The following is an 18,154-nucleotide window of genomic DNA, read 5'->3' as shown; positions in this document are numbered from 1 at the left end:
TTAAAATTTTATAAATACATATTTATTATAGACAAAATATGTTGTTTAAGTAAAGTCATATAAATCATTAAACAACTGGTTTAGTAGCGTTTTCTTGAACTTTTTTTGAACATCATAATTAACTTGTTCAAAACTGATGGTATATATATCGTTACACGACATACAACATTTTCTTAAATTATGATTTTTTCTAATTGTTAAATGGTTTTTAAACTCAGTATTATAGGTGTTTTGGTTAAATCTATTTATACAATCATTCAAACAACTTTTTTCTTGAATATATTCCAACATCATCGCTGTCGATTGTCTTTTCAAATTTTGATGTTGTTTAATCTTTTGAACTATAATATTTTGATTATATTTTTTAGACAATATATTCATTAGTAAATGTTTTTCTTCGGGTAACTGTACCCCCTTATAAAATAAGTCAATCTCTTCAATTAATAATTCATTCATTTCATTTAATCGATAAGATAATTGTTCGTCGTTTTGTTTATATAATAAAATTGATTGACAAAGTTTTCCATCACGACCTCCTCGTCCAATCTCTTGTATAAATTGAAAAATCGATTTTGGCATATGATAATGAATCACTGTACGTATATTTGATTTATTAACACCCATACCGAATGCATTCGTTGCACAAATAACTTGTATCTCATCCTGCATATATCGTTGTTGTACTGACATACGATTCTCATATGTCATATCAGCATGATAACGTTCCGCAAGGATATGATGTGATAACAATGCTTCATAAACTGCCTCCACTTGCTTTTTAGATGAAAAATAAATCACTGTAGGACCAGATGTCTTTAAAGTATCTATAATAAAATCGAATTTGTCATTATCAGATTCAATTTTAACAACAGATAAAAAAATATTATCTCTTTCAGTTAAAAAATCTAAAATGACGAGATCTTTTTTCACCACTTCTTGAATATCTGCAATTATCTGAGTGTTTGCAGTGGCAGTTAGTGCAATCACTTGTGCATTAAAATAAGTTATGACTTCATCAATACACAAATAATGCGGTCTGAATTCAAATCCCCATTCTGAAATGCAGTGTGCTTCATCTATTACAATTGCTTCACAAGGATAATTTTTCAAATATTCCATTCCATTTGTAGCGAGCCATTCAGGAGAACAATAAATAAAATCGAATTGATCAATTTGAGACAATATTAATTGTCTATCTTCTAAATCAAGGTAACTATGAATACAACACGCTTTAATTTTCTTAATTTTCAATTGCATTACTTGATCTTCCATTAATGCAATTAAGGGTGAGATAACAATTGTTTTTTTATTTTGTACTACCATGGGCAGCTGAAAGGTTAATGATTTGCCAGCACCAGTCGGTAATAATACAAGTACGTCTTCCCCATCCATAATTTTGTGGACAATTTCAACTTGATTTTGTCGTAATGCTTTTAAATTAAAAATGTCTTGTAATACTGTTTCAATAGTTCTCATTTGTATTGCTCCATTTTGTATTTTACTATTGCAATTTTAAGTTTAAAATAATCTTTTACTGGTGATAATTCAAAATATGATTTTAACTTACCAAATTGATTATTTCTTAGAATTGGTTCAATAGAATTATATTCTTCAATAGATAAAAAGGCATCAATATTTAGCGGATAATCTTTTATCATAATTTCTATCACATGATCTTGGATTGTATGAACACGTACACCTTTCTTTGCTTGTATCATATCTAATGTATTACCATTCAACAATCGTTGATATGTATCATTAGTATTCACATGAAGTGGTGCACGTACGTATAGCTGTCGCAATAAATCATATTGTCCTGATTTCATGGCATGTATAATATAATTTTTTTCAATAAACAATTGTGTTTGAATCATATCTATTGGTTGTTCGAATTGTCGAGATATAGTTTCAATACTGGTTGGTGTGATATGATGTCCATTTAATAAATGAATGAAGTAGCAAGACCCTACTTCTTTTTCGATAGATTGTGTTAATTCATCAACTTCTTTTGCAAGTTCTAAGAACCGATTCTGCTGTTTCATTTGTAGAAATAATTGTTTGATGTGTTGCTGAATAAACAAGCGATTCGTACAAGGAATATATTCTGTGGCATCATGTAAGTATTCAGAAACCGTTTGAAGAAGTAATGTTAAACTCACAAAACTAACTTCACTCGCATAATAAAAATATGGATATAATTGAATGTTATCAGTATCATTTCGATTGTGTAATACTAATTTTTCAACAGTTTGCAAAGAAACTTTCGGATATAACTCATAGACAGGTAATAAATCTTGCATCAGCGCATCAAAATAAGTTTGCTGAGTTCTCATACCATTTAATAATTTCCACAAACTTTTCGTTGATTTGTCATGTAAAAATTTTGAATTGATGTATCGATTAATCGTTTTCATTTTATCACCTGAAATATTTTTGTTGAAAAAGGTCATAACTATCTCTAAAATGGTTATGTATGTTATTTATAGTGTATCATGAATGTTTGAGGAGGCGAAAAAATTTGGCAGGTAAATATACAATTGTTGATATGGATACATGTATTGCTTGTGGTGCTTGTGGCGCAGCTGCACCTGATATATATGATTATGATGATGAAGGTATTGCTTATGTTATTTTAGACGATAACAAAGGGACACAAGAGATACCAGAAGAATTAGAAGAAGATATGATTGATGCTTTCGAAGGTTGTCCAACAGATTCAATTAAAGTTGCAGATGAGTCATTTGATGGTGATGCATTAAAATTTGAATAATTGACTGTTACACAAAAAAGCTTGAAGTCCATGGACTTCAAGCTTTTTTCGTCAAGTTTATTTTAAATTGAACTATTGGTTAGATTTCACTTGCTTATTTAATATCGGAACTAATCGTTTAACCACAATAAAGAACAATAATGTAAGCAATGCACCTTTAATTACGTTAAATGGTATGATTCCAGCAGTGACAATTACTTGTACATTTTTTACTACATCACTTAAATTCATAATCATACCGTACATAGGTAGTAATACAAAGTAATTCATAATACTCATCACAATCGTCATAACAATCGTTGCTAATCCGAAACTTAATAAAATATTATTAAATTTACCTTTCGTTATTAAAAATAACGTTAAAATAAACGATGCGCCTGCTAAAAAGTTTGCGATAGGACCTATTGGATCTGACATATTCATTGCAAAATTCAATACATTCTTGATGAATTCTACTAATATCGCTCCAACTGGTCCTACTGTAAATAAAGCAATAATTGCAGGTAAATCACTAATATCAATTGTTAAATAGGGTGGTAAGAAAGGCACTGGTACTTTAAGAAACATCAGTATAAATGCAATCGCACTTAATAAACTGATGAGTATCAGCCTTCTCGTCTTATTCATTTGTGTCATACTTTCTCCTTACTTCATCTTTGAATCAGGAGGACAAATAAACTTGACGAAACTCTGACCTCCATCTTCTCCCATCCAGACTGTACTGTCGGCTTTGGAATTCCACCAAATCAGCTGTTTTCACAGGTCGCGGGCTTTTACCGCCGGCTCGGAATTTCACCGACCCCGAAGATGAATTTTTATTTGGCATTAGCCATAAGTTATTTTATCAAACTACAAATCTGTGTCAACTAAAGGAATCGATATTTTAAAAGTTGTGCCCACACCTTCTTCACTTTCCACGAGAATCTGTCCACTGTGACTTTCAATTATGGATTTCACGATAAATAAACCTAGGCCTGTGCCATGTTTTCCCCGAGTTCGGGCTTGATCAACTTTATAGAAACGATCAAATATATGATTAACGTGTTCTTTTGCAATACCAACACCTGTATCTTTTAATGCGATATATAGATTACTTTCATCATTATACGTAGTGATAGTAATACAATCACCTTTTTTTGTATAACGCATTGCATTATCTAATAGATTCGTAAGCACTTGAAATATTTTATCATAATCAATCGCTGCTTTTTTCGTATGCTGTAAATCTAAGACTAATTCAGTTTCGTGTTCTTGTGCACTTTGCTTAAAGTTTTGTACGTTCTTCTCAATTAATGATGTAATATCTAGCTGTTCTTTATTTAAAACTGATTCTCCTGAGTCTATACGTGCTACGTTAATTAGTTCATTTACTAATCGATTTAAACGTTTTGATTCATCTAATATTATATTCAAGAATTCATCGACTTCTTCTTTTTCTTGTACAATACCATCCAATATTGCTTCGGTGTATCCCTGCAACATTTGAATTGGCGTTCTAAGTTCATGTGAGACATTAGCGATAAATTGTTGTTTCATGTTATCAATCTTTTTCTCTTCACTCATATCGCGAATAATAGCAACTGCACCATTATTTTGTCCTCGTGTAGGGTTCTTGACAGGTGAGATAATTAAAACGTAATGCTTATCAATGGTTGAAATTTCATGATATACAGTCTCATCTGACTGCATCACTTGATTAACTAATTCACTTAATACATCTGTATCTTCTTGAGAAATCTCATCTAAAAATTTATCTGCCATTGGGTTTTGTAACTGTTTCTCTAAATCCATATTAAAGCTTAATACACCGTCTTCCATCGCATTAATAAGGCGGTCTCTTAAATTACGCTCTTGAGAGATTTTATTGATATTAAGAGATATTTCTTGCTCCATTTTATTAAATGCAAGGGCAAGTTCTCCAATTTCATCTCGAGAATATACAGCTACTTTATTATTACGTTCACCACGTGCTAATTTAAAAGCGGCTGACTTTAAATGCAATAATGGTTTTGTGATTTTATTTGACAAGAAAAATGCAAAAATTGTTGAAAGTACTAACAGTAACATAGCCACAATAAAAATGATAAACGTTATATAGTTTTGAGCATCATCCATTGAATTTGTATCTTGATAAATAAATATACCACTGTCTTTTGTGTTAAATGCTTGGGACGGATAACCAATAAGTATGTATTCATGTTTCACACCTTGATAATCAACTTTAATATCTTTAACAACATATTTGTCTTTTTCAAATACATTCATATATTCTTTATTGGTTTTGATTTCGTCTAACATAATTTGTTTTAACGGATCCTCATTTTCGATTGTCAGCTCTTTTTTATTTTGAACGATAATCAGGCCAGCTGGATTTTCAATTAGTTCTTTAACATATGTCAAGGCATCACTTTTATTATGATGACTTGTTAGTACGAGTTCGGCTTTCTCTGCTTGCTGCTTTAAAGCATGACCCGACTCGCTTTTTAAATATGAATTAAAGAAACCTATTAAAGACACTGATAATATAATTAAAACTGCAGTAACTATAAATAATATAGTCAACCACAGTTTAATTACGACGCTATTGAAATAGCGCACTATTCTTTCACCTCAAACTTATAACCCACACCCCATACGGTATGTATCATATCAGCAGCTTTTGGAGAAACTTTATTTAATTTTTCACGTAAACGCTTTACATGTGTGTCTACAGTACGTAAATCACCATAAAATTCGTAATGCCACACATCCTTTAATAATTGCTCACGATCAAACACTTTATCTGGACTCTTAGCTAAGAATAATAATAATTCATATTCTTTCGGTGTTAAATTTACTTCTTGATTTTCTGCCATTACACGATGCGCATCATTATCAATGACTAGAGAATCAAATACAATTAAATCTTTTGCATGTGCATCTTGCTTTAAGTACATAGTGGGTTGTGCACGTCTTAGGATTGCTTTAACTCGCAAGACGACTTCACGTGGCGAAAATGGTTTCACGATATAATCGTCTGCACCAATTTCAAATCCTTCAACACGATTATGTTCTTCGCCTTTTGCTGTTAACATAATAATTGGGGTCGTCTTTTCTTCACGAATCTTTTTGCATACTTCAATGCCGTCCATACCCGGTAACATAATATCTAATAAAATACATTGAAAGTTTTGATTAAGTGCTAATTCTAATGCCGACTCGCCATCACTCGCTTCAACTGTTTCAAAACCTTCACGCTCTAAATACATCTTAGCGAGTTTTCTGATTCTATCTTCATCATCAACGATTAAAATCGTATTTTTCATGTTCATTACTCCTTTGTATTATGCGTATGAATGTAGACCTGCAATGATTAAGTTAACTGCGATAACGTTAAATAAAATAATCGCCATTCCAACCACTGCTAACCATGCACTTTTCTTACCTTCCCAACCTCTTCCTAAACGTAAATGTAAGAAGATAGCATAGAACAAGAATGTAATTAAAGCCCACACTTCTTTAGGATCCCATCCCCAGAATCTACTCCAAGCAATTTGTGCCCAAATACTTGCAAACAATAAACCACCTAAAGCAAATAACGGGAATCCGATAATCACTGAACGGTAACAAATCTCATCCATTAATTGAAGTGATACTTTGTTCGTTAATGGTTTTACAACTGCAAATATTGATTTTCTTAATACTAATCTTAACAGTCCATATAACATTGTGCCAATAATAATTGACCAAAGAACAGTATTTAACTTTTGAGCATTTATAACTGGTGGTAATTCAATACCTGTACTAAAACGTTTTACTTCTTTATAATCGTTTTTCGTACCCGTTACTTTAACTACAGGTTTACTATCTTTAAATGTGACCAATCCAGGCAAATGATATTCTGCAACTGTTTCTACATCATTTTTATCAAAATAATAATAATCTTCCTTGTAATCCACAATACCTTTCATTACTATTGTTGTTAAAATAAATGCTACAACTAGTATCATGAAATACATCACGACTTCTAACCAAAATGCATCCTTAGATTTCTCATTTGCATCGACATAACGTAGTAAGTAAATTAATCCAGCAACTGAACTCACTGATAATATACCATAACTAATCGTAACTGTAATAACGTGAATCGCTAACCAGTTACTTTGTAAAGCTGGAATTAATGGTGACACATCTCTTGAAAACATACTGGCATAAACTATCACAAGCATGGCAATTGGTAATGAGAATAAAGCTAGAATTGGTGTGCGATAGATAAAGTACAATACTAAGAAACCACCAACCATCATAATTCCAAACATCGTTAAAAATTCATACATGTTACTTACAGGAGCATGCCCTGCTGCCATCCAACGTGTAACGAAATATACAAGTTGCATTACGAAACCGATAATTGTTAATGTCACAGCAATTTTTTCACTTTTTTTTGACTTTGCTTTAATACTCGCTGAGAATGGTAATATTGCAATTAAATATAATATAAATGCAGCATACAATGAAGTACTACTGATATTTAATAAAGCTTCACTATTCATTTTCTTCCTCCGTATCCACATACTTATCATTTACTTCTGGTAAATTATTATCTGTTAATACACTATTAATTTCTTTCGATAATCCGAAATAATTCTTATTCGTATGGGCAGCTAATTTAAATCCATCTTTCGTTTCAATCCATATTCGGCGATGATTTATATATGAACCAATTGCTAATCCTAATAAGAAGATTGAAAAACCGACAAATAATATTGGTAATGTTAAATCTTTTTTCACTGTTAAGTACGTTGTTGTTTTATTCGTTGCGCTTACAAATTTTACGGCGAATTTGTTATCTTTTGTAATATCTTGAGAAGAACGTATTTTTAGTAAACTATATTCCGGTTTACTATCTTTGTTTTCTACACCAAACACAAACGCAGGATTGTTTGGAATGGGTGAACTTGTCAGTAATGTACCATTTTTTGCGATACCATTAAAGTCTGGCGCGTAGTTTTTTAAACTAACTATTAAATTATCAGTAACTTTAAATATTTTACCTGGATTATCAAGTGATACTTCAAAGGTTTTACCAATGACTTTTCCCGTTTTAACATCTTCAACTTTGAATGTCATCGTTTTTAATTGTGATTGATCAAAACTGTTTTGATATAAAGCGAAATTTGAAAACTTAACCGGATGGTTTACTTTTACACTATCATCTTTAATTTTTTCAAGTTTCGGAGCTGCACCAACCACAGTTTTGTCTGCTTTGTTCTCAAATATTGTCACTTGTGACTCATAATTTTTAGCAATTTTATTCATTCTAGAATCAGCTGCTTTACCATTTACATTTGAAATGGACTCTTCATCGTATTGTTCAAAGATAAATTTATTATTCTTGATATAATAGGTATTTTCAGTGCCTGGTATACTCTTCGTTTCACCTTCTGAAACACCTACAAATTCATCTACATATAAAGCTGGTAAAAATCGGAGCATTGCCCCCGCTAATAGTATGATTAATCCAGTATGATTAATGTAGGGGCCATAACGACTTAAGCGTCCTTTTTCAGCTAATATTGCAGTGCCGTCCGTTTTAACTTTATATTTTTTACTTTGTAAATCTTTAATAAGCTTTTCTTGATCCACTGTCGTTGGTAGATCTAGTGTTAATCGTTGTCGTTTAAAGTACGTTGGATGTTTCTTAACCGTTTGACGTGTCAAGGATTTATGTAACGGTAAACCACGGTCAATACTTGCTGCAATTATTGAGAATGCAACAAGAGCGAGTAAAATTAAATACCACCATGAAGTATATAAATTATCAAGTCCAAGTTTATTATATAAATATCCTAGTGTTCCATACTTTTCTTTGTAGAATGTTGTAGGATCTTCACCAACAGGAATAAAGTATTCTTGTGGAAACATGGTGCCAAGTGCAGAAGCTAGAACGGTTAATATTAGCAATGTCACGCCTGTTTTAACAGAACTAAAGAAAATCCAAATCTTGTCTAAAATCGTTCGATTTTTTGTTTTACTACGCACTGCTTGGCCATCGTACCTCATTACATCTGTCGTTTTCTTTTTATCATAATTGTCATTAATTAATCGCCCACAGTTTTGACAAAGTTGTGTTCCAGGAGGGTTAACATGACCACATTGACATTTGATTGGTTGATCTTGCATTGTTATCCCCCTTTTATGGCTTAACCATTTCCATGTATTTCTGAATGTCTTCTTTCGACATTTGTCCTTTATGATGTGCTTTTATCTTTCCGTCTTTATCAATGATGTATGTATTAGGTAAATCATTTGCATTATAAGCTTCCATAACATCACCATTATCCAATCCAACGGATAACTTCACCTCTTCATCTAAAGCACTGAAGAATTGTTTTATTTGCTGAGGACTATCTTTAACGTGAATTGTTAAGACTTCTACACCTTGATTTTTATATGCATTATGTGCTCGATTTAAATCTGGCATTTCTTCTAGACAAGGTTCACACCATGTTCCCCAGAAATTAAGAACAACACCTTTACCCAGATAATCTTTTAAATTTACTTTGTCCCCATCTAAAGTTTTTAATTCAAATACAGGTGCCTCATCTCCTATTTTCACAACTTTTTCACCATCTTTAACAACTGATACATATATGATGAATAAAATTGCCAGAAGTATGAGGAAAGTCACAATGTATTGAATAATTGTTTTTTGATTTTTCGCCATGTTTAACCCCTTCTCTATACAAAATGTCACAATATATTATATCATTTAAACATACTTAAACTGTGGCAACTATGTGAATTTTATGATTTGTTCAGACTCATATTTCGTAATGTTTTTACTTCATGTGGCGTTAATTCTCTAGCATCACCTGCATTTAAACCTTTTAATGTTAATGGACCATATTCAATACGAGATAACTTCACCACTTCATGTCCAAAGTGTGCAAACATACGACGTACTTGACGATTTCGACCTTCATGAATTGTAATTTCAACTAACGTTGTATCTTTTAATTTATCTTGTGACTTTACTTTGACAATTGCCGGTGCTGTTTTTCCATCTTCTAACATGATGCCACGTTCTAATTCTTTCACTTGCTCACGGAGTAAGAATCCTTTAAGTTTCGCGACATACTTCTTTTTCATTTTATATTTTGGATGTGTCATTTGATTCGCGAAATCACCATCATTTGTCAGTAATAATAATCCACTTGTTTCATAGTCTAAACGACCAACCGGAAAAATGCGTAAATCAAGTTGTGGAAAGTAGTCCGTTACAACTGTACGTCCCTTGTCATCAGACACACTTGTGATAACACCTGTAGGTTTATGAAATAATAAATAGATTTTCTCTGGATTTTCTAATGGTATCCCTTCAACTTCTACACGGTCACGCGGTGAAACTTTTGTTCCTAATTCTTTTACTGTTTCACCATTCACAGTGACTTTACCTTCAGTAATTAATACTTCTGCCTTACGACGTGAGGTAATACCACTTTTTGCGATTACTTTTTGTAATCTTTCTAATTGTTCACTCATTTTATTCATCCTCTTCGTTTAAATTTTTAAAGAATAATTCCATCTCACTTGCATCACTAGTCATTGACTCATCTCTTGGTAAGTCATCTAATGATTTTAATCCAAATGTCATTAAGAAAAATTCGGTTGTGATTAGTTGTCTTGCACGTTCGCCACTCACTTCATTACTCACAACTAATCCACGTTCAATCAATGTCTTCACTGGACCATCACTATTAACGCCACGCATCATTTCAATATCATGACGTGTAACAGGTTGATTATAGGCAATAATGGCTAATGTTTCGAGTGAGGCTTGCGTTAATTTTTTTTCGTTCGTCGCTGTAACTAAATCTTCTAAATAAGGGTTTAATGTTTCATTCGTCATTAAGTAATATTTTGTACCTAATTTTTGAATTTCAAAGATTTCATGTTCATAGTCCCTTACGATATCTGATAATTGGCTCGGTGTCAGTTCTATGATTTCAGCAAGTTGTTCAATCTCAACGCCTTCGTCTCCAACAGCATATAGTAAGCCGAGTAAGATATTAATTTTTTCATTCGACATAATTTCTTCCTCTTTCAATCTGAATTTCACCAAAGTCGTTTGACTGATATACAACAATCTGACATTCTTTCATTAGTTCTAAAATCGCTAAAAATAGTGTGACGATTTGAGTTTTTGTTTCGGAATAAGATACGAAATCATCAAACGTAATCATTTCTTTTTTAGATAAAGCATCTGTAATATGATGAATAGCCTCTTCCATAGAATATGAATCACGTGCAACACTTACAGATTCACTAGCAATCTTAACGCGACGTTGTTTCGCCTTTTGATATGCTGCAATTAATTCTGTTAAATCAATATGAAGTGGCGTTTGTTTCGAGTTTTCAAAATTCGTTAAGTCATTACTGCGTTTTACAAAATATTTATCATGTTCGTCTTTTTTAGTTTTTAATATATCAGCGTACAAACGGTAGTTTTGATATTCTAATAATTGACGCATTAAATCGTCACGTGGATCTTCTATATCTTCATCTTCATCTATTGGTGCATCGGGCAATAAGGTTTTACTTTTAATACGTAGTAACTCGCTTGCCATTACTAAATAATCACCATGTTGATTAATATCTAAATCATCAACATTTTTGATATAATTAATATATTGTTCAGTTAATATCTTCATTGATATATCATAAATATCAATTTCGTATTTCTGTATTAAATGTAGTAATAAATCTAACGGACCTTCAAATGAAGCTAATTTTACTTCGTACATATATTCACCTAACTTTGGGAGTGATTTCTTATGAATTCTATATTTAGAAAAGCATTTCAAGAATTTATTATTGAATTCCATGAAAAACGTGATTATTTTGAATGTCACGAAATTATGGAAGAAGCTTGGAAAGCAAAGCCAACAATGACTAAGCAAGATCCTGAAGTTGCTCTGATTATGCTTGCAACAGCGCTCTATCATTTACGTCGTAATAATATACAAGGGGCGTCAACGTTATTCAACAAAACAATACACCTCTTGACCATCAACGCACAAACACTAAATACCTATTTAGATGTAGACCAATTAATTGCAACCATAAAAGTATTACAACAAAATTTAGCCTATCAACAAATTATGTTACCACTTAAAACAACCCATCATTGTGCTGAAGTCATCTTTCCAACTGATGATATTGTGCATAAACATAAAAGGCGCGATCGAACAGATATCATTCGCTTAAGACAACAAGCCCTAAACAATAAAAATCCAATACAATATACCCCAAATCAAACACATGATGCCGATAAAAGCAAATAATATCCAATTATTTTTATTTAATTTTGAATCTTGTTTTGGGTCTATTGTTTCATAGTTACTTTGTGCACTTTCTGACAACGTTGCTTGTGACGTTGTCTTTTTATTTTCACTTAATTTTTGTTGATTTTTTTGTATTTGTCGTTGTTTATTCATATTGTCTCCTTATGCTCTCGGATGAGTGTTTTTGTACACTTCTCGGATTTGTTTCTTACTGATATGTGTATATAGTTGCGTTGTTGATATATCTGCATGTCCAAGCATTTCTTGTACAGCGCGGAGATCTGCTCCATTTTCAAGTAAATGCGTGGCAAATGAATGTCTGAGAGTATGGGGCGTAAGTTTTTTATTGATTCCCGCATCAACTTTTATTTGGCGCATGATTTTCCAAAAACCTTGACGTGTTAAACGTTTACCATGGAAATTCAAAAATAAACTATCCGTCATTTCTTTTTTCAACATTTTAAAACGTGTAGTATTAATATAGTTTTCGAGTAACTTAATCATATTATCGCCCATTGGGATAATCCGTTCTTTATTACCTTTACCATAAACACGAACAAATCCCATCACAGTATTGACATCATCTATGTTCAAATTAATTAATTCAGATACACGCATGCCAGTAGCATATAATAACTCTAGCATTGCTTGATCACGTTTGCCCGTTAATTTAGATGTATCTGGTGTTGATAAAAATTTATCAACTTCTTCTATTGAAAGAATATCCGGTAAGCTTCGTTCATACTTTGGTGCTTCTAATATTACAGTTGGATCATTAATAGCATATTTTTCGCGTAGGGCAAATTGGTGGAACCCCCGAATTGTAGCAGAAACTCTTGCTAAAGTTTTAGCAGACTTGCCTTGATCTTTTAAATATCCCAAAAATAAGGTTATCGTAAAACGATCAACATTATCAATATTACCAATTTTCTCCTGTTCTAAGAATGTTTTATAATGCTTTAAATCACGACGATATGCCGCAATTGTATTGTTACTTAAACCTTTTTCTATCATAATAAAATGTAGATATTCATCAATAATTACTTGCATAACAACACCTCAAAACCTAGTTTACCATAATAATTATATTAGCAACTAAAAAAATAAAAAAGTAGGACAATATTGATGTCCTACTTTTACACGTTTTCTTTTTAATTGGTCGACTGCTCTACTATGTAGCAGTTTACATAAATTAATACTTTATTCTGTAATCTTCTTATCCAAATCCTCTGGCTTAACACCCTTGTGTGAACATTTTTTACAAATCCCATGAAAAGTCAAACGATGATCCATAATTAAAAAATAATATTCAGCTTCGACTTTCTTTTCAACTTCATCAAGTAAATCTTCCTCAATTTCATCAACGTCACCACAATTCATACAGACTAAATGATGGTGGAAGTGTTTTGCGCCTTCTTTTCTAAGGTCAAAACGCGCAACGCCATCACCAAAATTGATTTTATCAACAATTTTCAGTTCTGCTAATAATTCTAATGTTCTATAAACTGTAGCTAAACCTATTTCAGGTGCACGTTCCTTTACTTTTAAAAAAACATCTTCTGCACTTAAATGATCTGCTTCATTTTCTAACAATACGGTCACTGTCGCTTCCCTTTGAGGGGTTAATTTATAAGAAGCATCATGTAATTGCTCCTTGATTCGATTAATTCTTTCCTGCATCACTAACACTCCTAAAGGTTACGATTGATATATATAAAATATCAGTAATTGAGAATTAAAGCAAGAAATAAATTTCTATTTTAGAATTATTACAATCTATATATTATTTCATTGATAATAGTAAATATTGGATTGCGATAATCGTCTTTGCATCCTTGATTTTGCCTTGTTTTATCCATTCATTTGCTTCTTGGATGGATAACCAATGTTTCACTACAAATTCGTCATCATCTGCTTTTAATGTATTCGATTCAATTAATTCGCCTGCTTCATATAATGATATATATTCATCACAAAATCCTGGAGATACATAAAATTCATTTACAAGTTCCATTGTTTTTGAAGTGAAACCCGTTTCTTCTTCTAATTCACGGAGTGCAGTATTACGACGTTCTTCACCCGGATCAACTTTACCTGCTGGAATTTCAATTAAGTTCACTTCAGGTGCTTTTCTATACTGTTCTACAAGTAGTAATTTATTATTCTTCATCGCTATTATTGCAACAGCTCCTGGATGTAATACCACTTCACGCATACTCTCTTTACCGTTCGGTAATTCAACCTGATGACGCTCAACTCGTAATACCCTTCCATCTAAAATCAATTCTTTACTTATAGTACGTTCTGTCAAATCCATATTAATACACTCCTCTTTTTTATCATGTTAAACTATAACTATTATAACGAATGGAGGTCAAGACATGAAATTTAACACAACAAAAAGCGGCATTAAATTCTCAGCGCTTGGGCTTGGCGCAATGAATTTACCGATAGATGCAATGGATAGTCAATATATATTGGATCAAGCAGTGGATTTAGGCGTTACATATATTGATACTGCTGATTTATATCAAAAAGGCCAAAACGAAAAAAATATCGGAAACTTTATTAAGAATTCAAAAAAACGTGATCAAATAACATTGGTTTCTAAAGTCGGTAACCGCTTCAACATGCTAAATGATGAAGTTGTTTGGGACCCGTCAAAAGAGCATATTAAACAAGCTATTCATGAAAGCTTAAAGCGACTAGAAACAGACTATTTAGATTTATATATGCTTCATGGCGGTATGATTGAAGATGATAAAGATGAAACAATTGAAACATTTGAGGCATTAAAAAAAGACGGTTTAATCCGAGCGTATGGAATCAGTTCAATACGACCTAATGTGATTGATTATTATTTAAAACACAGTCAAATTGACACTATCATGATGCAGTTTAATTTGATTGATAATCGTCCAACAGATTTAATCGAAATGATTAAATCTAAAGATGTTCAAATACTAGCACGTGGTCCATTAATGAAAGGTTTATTGACTGATAAATCATTAACTGTGCTCGATAAGAAATTCAAATCAGGTACATTAGGTTTGAGTTACGACGAACTAAAAAATAGCCTGACAGAAGCGAGTCAAATCGCCCCCCTTCAACATGCTGTATATCAATATTTAATGACGCAACCTGTCGCATCTATTGTAAATGGTGCATCACATATCGATCAGTTACAAGCGAACGTAAAAGCATTTGAATCAGTGCAGCAAAATCCATTAGAACAACAAGCATTTGAAAAAGTGGTTCAAGCATTTAAAAAAATACAATACGAGGATCATTTGATATGAACAATAAAGTCTTAAGTAGAACCTTACTTGGTATTTCGCTCGTATCTGGTGTTACTTCTAGTGTCGTGGGTTTAGTCGCTTCAAATTATGTTTTAAATTTTAAATTACGTGATGTAGAAGTCATTAGACGTCGTGAAATTAAAGCAAAACGCTTAGATGTTGATGCTTTTAAAGCAATGGATCCAGTGGATGTTACGATTCCATCCCGTAATGGTTATAACTTAAGCGCTACTGTTGTAAAGCCATATGAACATAAACACTGGATGATCTTCTGTCATGGTGTAACAGAAAATAAAATAACAAGTATTAAATATTTAAATTTATTCAAAGAACTTGGCTTTAACGGGATAATATTTGACCATAGAAGACATGGAGAAAGTGGAGGTAATCATAGTACTTATGGTTACTACGAAAAGAAAGACTTAGAATCCGTCATTGCTTTCTTAAAAGAACAGTATGGTTATGATATTACTTTCGGAGTTCATGGTGAATCAATGGGTGCTGCAACAACACTATTATATGCTGGTGAACTTGCGAATGAAGCGGCCTTCTATGTATCAGATTGTGCTTTCTCTAACTTCGCAAAATTACTGACGCAAATCATAGCGCAGAAATCAACCATTGGCAGTGGTTTCGTGTTATCTACTTTGAACCAAGTATTAAAAATTAGAACGCATTTTTCATTAAAGCAAATTTCGCCCATTGATGTTATACAAAATGTGGAACAGCCAATCCTCTTTATTCATTCTAAGCCTGATGTGTTCATACCTTACACACATTCTGTGGATTTATATAACAAAAAAAAGGGACCAAAAATGCGCTGGTATCCAGAACATGGTGGTCATGCAGCAAGTTTTAATGTAAACCCAGTATCATATAAGAATAAAGTTGAGACATTTTTAAAAACATATGCTTTGATGCCTCCACAAACAAAAGAAAACAACACGACAAAATTACAAGGGAAACCTAAAGTTAAAAAGAAAAAGTAAGTTGTGATTACGACAAAACCCGAACGAAAACTATAAATCAAAAGCGATTTATAGTTTTCGTTCGGATTACGCTTGTGCAGATCTCTTCTTTCACAGTATCATTTCTTCGTCATGAAATATCCACGTAATAACTTTTCGAGTGTTCTTGGCGCGAGCCCATATACTTTTAATCCAGCATCCATCCATATTGGTAAATTCATTTCTGTTTTTTTCTTAATTATTGCTTCTATAATCTTCTCACTTAATTGGACAACATCAAGTTGTACTTTATCAGCTAAGTGATGCATAGGTTTTCCTTTATTCGCTTTTTTAATAAATTGAGTATTAACAGGACCTGTATTAATATTGAGAAAATTTATATGCTGCTGTTCTAATCTTAGTGCATTCATAACATGGTTTAATCCTGATTTTGATGCAGCATATATTGCACCAAACGGTGTGGTTACATTGGCAGATTGACTCCCAATAGTAACAACCATACCACCCTGATCCATTTTTCTCACAACATGTTTAGTGAGAATTACAGTTTGCGTTAAATTAACATGTATTATATCCGCGATTATTTGATCACTTTGATCTAACAATGAGCCGTATTCTGCAAATCCTGCACAATTAATTAAATAATCAAATCCTTCCTGGTGATCAATCCAATCCAGCAATATTTCGAAGTCTTCATTTTTTAGTAAATCCGTTGCCATGACAGTGAGTCCATCATACATTTTATTCAAGTAACTTAACTCTTCTGTGCGCCTACCTACAGCTGTTACATAAACACCACGAAATAGTAACATCTCTGTTAACTGTTTACCAACACCACTTGTGGCACCAGTAATTAGTGCTCTTTTTCCGATCAAGTAATCCACCACATTCCTTTAACTATATAATCATTTGTGTCAAAATTGTGTTTTGTTCTATACAATCATATAATAAAATTAATTAACTTTCTAGGAGGCAATATTCATGAAAATCGTATTTTACGGTTCTGGTAATATGGCCAGTGCTATTTTCACTGGTTTAATCGAAAGTAAGACCGTTAACGGTGATGATATATATTTAACAAACAGAAGTGATAAGGAAGAATTAAAACGCCTTAATACAAAAATGAATACACAATATAGTTATGATGACTATGCCTTATTAGATAATGCAGATTTTGTTTTCTTAGCTGTCAAACCACACGATTTCGATTCTCTTGTTGACCGTATTAAACCGAATCATAATACCCAAAATAAATTTGTCTCAATGATGGCTGGTGTTCCAATTGATCAAATCAAAACAAAACTTCAAACATCTAATCCTGTAGCTCGCATTATGCCAAATACGAACGCACATGTACAACAATCAGTTACTGGCATTTCTTTTTCCAATCATTTTGAAGATAAAGATAAAAAACAATTATTCGATTTACTAGATGCATTCGGTACATCTATTGAGGTTGAAGAAGATTCATTGCATGATGTTACAGCGATTACTGGAAGTGGACCAGCTTTCTTATACTATATGTATGAGCAATATATTAGTGCTGCTAATCAACTTGGATTATCACGAGAAAATACAGATATTGCGGTACGTAATTTGATAATTGGTACAGCAAAAATGCTTGAAAATAGTGAATTATCTTTAGATCAATTACGTGAAAATATTACTTCAAAAGGTGGTACAACGAAAGCTGGATTAGATGCTTTAGCAAAACATCCAATTGAAGCTATTTTCGTTGACTGTTTAAATGAAGCTTTAAACCGTAGTAAAGAGTTAGGAAATTAAAAATAA

Annotated in this window: 20 protein-coding genes and 1 riboswitch; of the genes, 5 read left to right on the top strand and 15 right to left on the bottom strand. The window is 32.3% G+C overall.

Features of this window, described 5'->3' with window-relative positions; translation table 11 throughout:
• Positions 1-45 precede the first annotated feature (45 nt).
• The gene (locus ACMGE9_RS12095) at positions 46-1,476 is read right to left on the bottom strand and encodes a RecQ family ATP-dependent DNA helicase (RefSeq protein ID WP_414043018.1); all 1,431 of its coding nucleotides are present in this window, start codon (positions 1,474-1,476) and stop codon (positions 46-48) included.
• The gene (locus tag ACMGE9_RS12090) at positions 1,473-2,450 is read right to left on the bottom strand and encodes a helix-turn-helix domain-containing protein (protein ID WP_414043017.1); all 978 of its coding nucleotides are present in this window, start codon (positions 2,448-2,450) and stop codon (positions 1,473-1,475) included. Before ACMGE9_RS12090 ends, ACMGE9_RS12095 begins: the two co-directional genes overlap by 4 nt.
• A gap of 23 nt (positions 2,451-2,473) precedes the next feature.
• On the opposite strand from ACMGE9_RS12090, the gene ACMGE9_RS12085 reads away from it, so the two are divergent.
• A complete protein-coding gene (locus ACMGE9_RS12085) occupies positions 2,474-2,770 on the top strand; it encodes a ferredoxin (RefSeq protein WP_414043016.1) in 297 nt (98 codons plus the stop codon).
• Positions 2,771-2,842: 72 nt separating this feature from the next.
• Here ACMGE9_RS12085 and ACMGE9_RS12080 read toward each other — a convergent pair whose 3' ends face one another.
• The 9 genes from ACMGE9_RS12080 to ACMGE9_RS12040 all read right to left on the bottom strand — a co-directional run bounded on the left by ACMGE9_RS12080 (position 2,843) and on the right by ACMGE9_RS12040 (position 11,556).
• Complete coding sequence (locus ACMGE9_RS12080; RefSeq protein ID WP_414043015.1) at positions 2,843-3,406, bottom strand: ECF transporter S component; 564 nt, start codon at positions 3,404-3,406, stop codon at positions 2,843-2,845.
• A gap of 59 nt (positions 3,407-3,465) precedes the next feature.
• Positions 3,466-3,583: riboswitch (FMN riboswitch) on the bottom strand.
• 36 nt (positions 3,584-3,619) lie between these two features.
• Positions 3,620-5,368 carry an ATP-binding protein gene (locus ACMGE9_RS12075; RefSeq protein ID WP_414043014.1) on the bottom strand — a complete coding sequence of 583 codons (1,749 nt, stop codon included), beginning with the start codon at positions 5,366-5,368 and terminating at the stop codon, positions 3,620-3,622.
• On the bottom strand, positions 5,368-6,075 hold the full coding sequence (locus ACMGE9_RS12070) for a response regulator transcription factor (RefSeq protein ID WP_414043013.1): 708 nt from the start codon (positions 6,073-6,075) through the stop codon (positions 5,368-5,370). Before ACMGE9_RS12070 ends, ACMGE9_RS12075 begins: the two co-directional genes overlap by 1 nt.
• A gap of 18 nt (positions 6,076-6,093) precedes the next feature.
• Positions 6,094-7,302 (bottom strand): c-type cytochrome biogenesis protein CcsB, encoded by a 1,209-nt coding sequence (gene ccsB, locus ACMGE9_RS12065; protein WP_414043012.1) that lies wholly within the window; start codon positions 7,300-7,302, stop codon positions 6,094-6,096.
• Entirely contained in the window at positions 7,295-8,932 is a 1,638-nt protein-coding gene (locus tag ACMGE9_RS12060; protein ID WP_414043011.1) for a cytochrome c biogenesis protein ResB, read from the bottom strand. The genes ccsB and ACMGE9_RS12060 overlap by 8 nt, the downstream gene beginning before the upstream one ends.
• Positions 8,933-8,945: 13 nt before the next feature.
• Positions 8,946-9,476 carry a thiol-disulfide oxidoreductase ResA gene (gene resA / locus ACMGE9_RS12055; protein ID WP_414043010.1) on the bottom strand — a complete coding sequence of 177 codons (531 nt, stop codon included), beginning with the start codon at positions 9,474-9,476 and terminating at the stop codon, positions 8,946-8,948.
• A gap of 80 nt (positions 9,477-9,556) precedes the next feature.
• A complete protein-coding gene (locus ACMGE9_RS12050) occupies positions 9,557-10,294 on the bottom strand; it encodes a pseudouridine synthase (RefSeq protein WP_414043009.1) in 738 nt (245 codons plus the stop codon).
• A 1-nt stretch (position 10,295) separates the two neighbouring features.
• Positions 10,296-10,841: an SMC-Scp complex subunit ScpB gene (gene scpB / locus ACMGE9_RS12045; RefSeq protein ID WP_414043008.1), complete on the bottom strand. Its 546-nt coding sequence runs from the start codon at positions 10,839-10,841 to the stop codon at positions 10,296-10,298.
• On the bottom strand, positions 10,831-11,556 hold the full coding sequence (locus ACMGE9_RS12040; RefSeq protein WP_414043007.1) for a segregation and condensation protein A: 726 nt from the start codon (positions 11,554-11,556) through the stop codon (positions 10,831-10,833). Before ACMGE9_RS12040 ends, scpB begins: the two co-directional genes overlap by 11 nt.
• A gap of 30 nt (positions 11,557-11,586) precedes the next feature.
• Between ACMGE9_RS12040 and ACMGE9_RS12035 the strand changes: the two genes are divergently transcribed.
• Positions 11,587-12,096 carry a DUF309 domain-containing protein gene (locus tag ACMGE9_RS12035; protein WP_414043006.1) on the top strand — a complete coding sequence of 170 codons (510 nt, stop codon included), beginning with the start codon at positions 11,587-11,589 and terminating at the stop codon, positions 12,094-12,096.
• Between the two features lie 162 nt (positions 12,097-12,258).
• Here the strand turns inward: ACMGE9_RS12035 and xerD are convergent, their stop codons facing one another.
• From xerD to ACMGE9_RS12020, 3 genes are all read right to left on the bottom strand, one after another.
• Positions 12,259-13,146 (bottom strand): site-specific tyrosine recombinase XerD, encoded by an 888-nt coding sequence (gene xerD / locus ACMGE9_RS12030; protein ID WP_414043005.1) that lies wholly within the window; start codon positions 13,144-13,146, stop codon positions 12,259-12,261.
• A 150-nt stretch (positions 13,147-13,296) separates the two neighbouring features.
• Complete coding sequence (locus ACMGE9_RS12025; RefSeq protein WP_414043004.1) at positions 13,297-13,776, bottom strand: Fur family transcriptional regulator; 480 nt, start codon at positions 13,774-13,776, stop codon at positions 13,297-13,299.
• A gap of 103 nt (positions 13,777-13,879) precedes the next feature.
• Positions 13,880-14,413 (bottom strand): NUDIX hydrolase, encoded by a 534-nt coding sequence (locus tag ACMGE9_RS12020; RefSeq protein WP_414043003.1) that lies wholly within the window; start codon positions 14,411-14,413, stop codon positions 13,880-13,882.
• Positions 14,414-14,477: 64 nt separating this feature from the next.
• On the opposite strand from ACMGE9_RS12020, the gene ACMGE9_RS12015 reads away from it, so the two are divergent.
• Both ACMGE9_RS12015 and ACMGE9_RS12010 read left to right on the top strand, forming a co-directional pair.
• Positions 14,478-15,395 (top strand): aldo/keto reductase, encoded by a 918-nt coding sequence (locus tag ACMGE9_RS12015; RefSeq protein ID WP_414043002.1) that lies wholly within the window; start codon positions 14,478-14,480, stop codon positions 15,393-15,395.
• A complete protein-coding gene (locus ACMGE9_RS12010; RefSeq protein WP_414043001.1) occupies positions 15,392-16,384 on the top strand; it encodes an alpha/beta hydrolase in 993 nt (330 codons plus the stop codon). The genes ACMGE9_RS12015 and ACMGE9_RS12010 overlap by 4 nt, the downstream gene beginning before the upstream one ends.
• Positions 16,385-16,482: 98 nt before the next feature.
• Here ACMGE9_RS12010 and ACMGE9_RS12005 read toward each other — a convergent pair whose 3' ends face one another.
• Entirely contained in the window at positions 16,483-17,238 is a 756-nt protein-coding gene (locus tag ACMGE9_RS12005) for an SDR family NAD(P)-dependent oxidoreductase (protein ID WP_414043000.1), read from the bottom strand.
• Between the two features lie 106 nt (positions 17,239-17,344).
• Between ACMGE9_RS12005 and proC the strand changes: the two genes are divergently transcribed.
• Positions 17,345-18,148 (top strand): pyrroline-5-carboxylate reductase, encoded by an 804-nt coding sequence (gene proC, locus ACMGE9_RS12000; protein WP_414042999.1) that lies wholly within the window; start codon positions 17,345-17,347, stop codon positions 18,146-18,148.
• Positions 18,149-18,154: the final 6 nt, after the last annotated feature.

This window comes from Macrococcus animalis (assembly GCF_047425875.1).
In the GTDB taxonomy this organism is placed as follows: domain Bacteria; phylum Bacillota; class Bacilli; order Staphylococcales; family Staphylococcaceae; genus Macrococcoides; species Macrococcoides animalis.
This window is presented reverse-complemented; position numbering and strand designations above follow the sequence as displayed.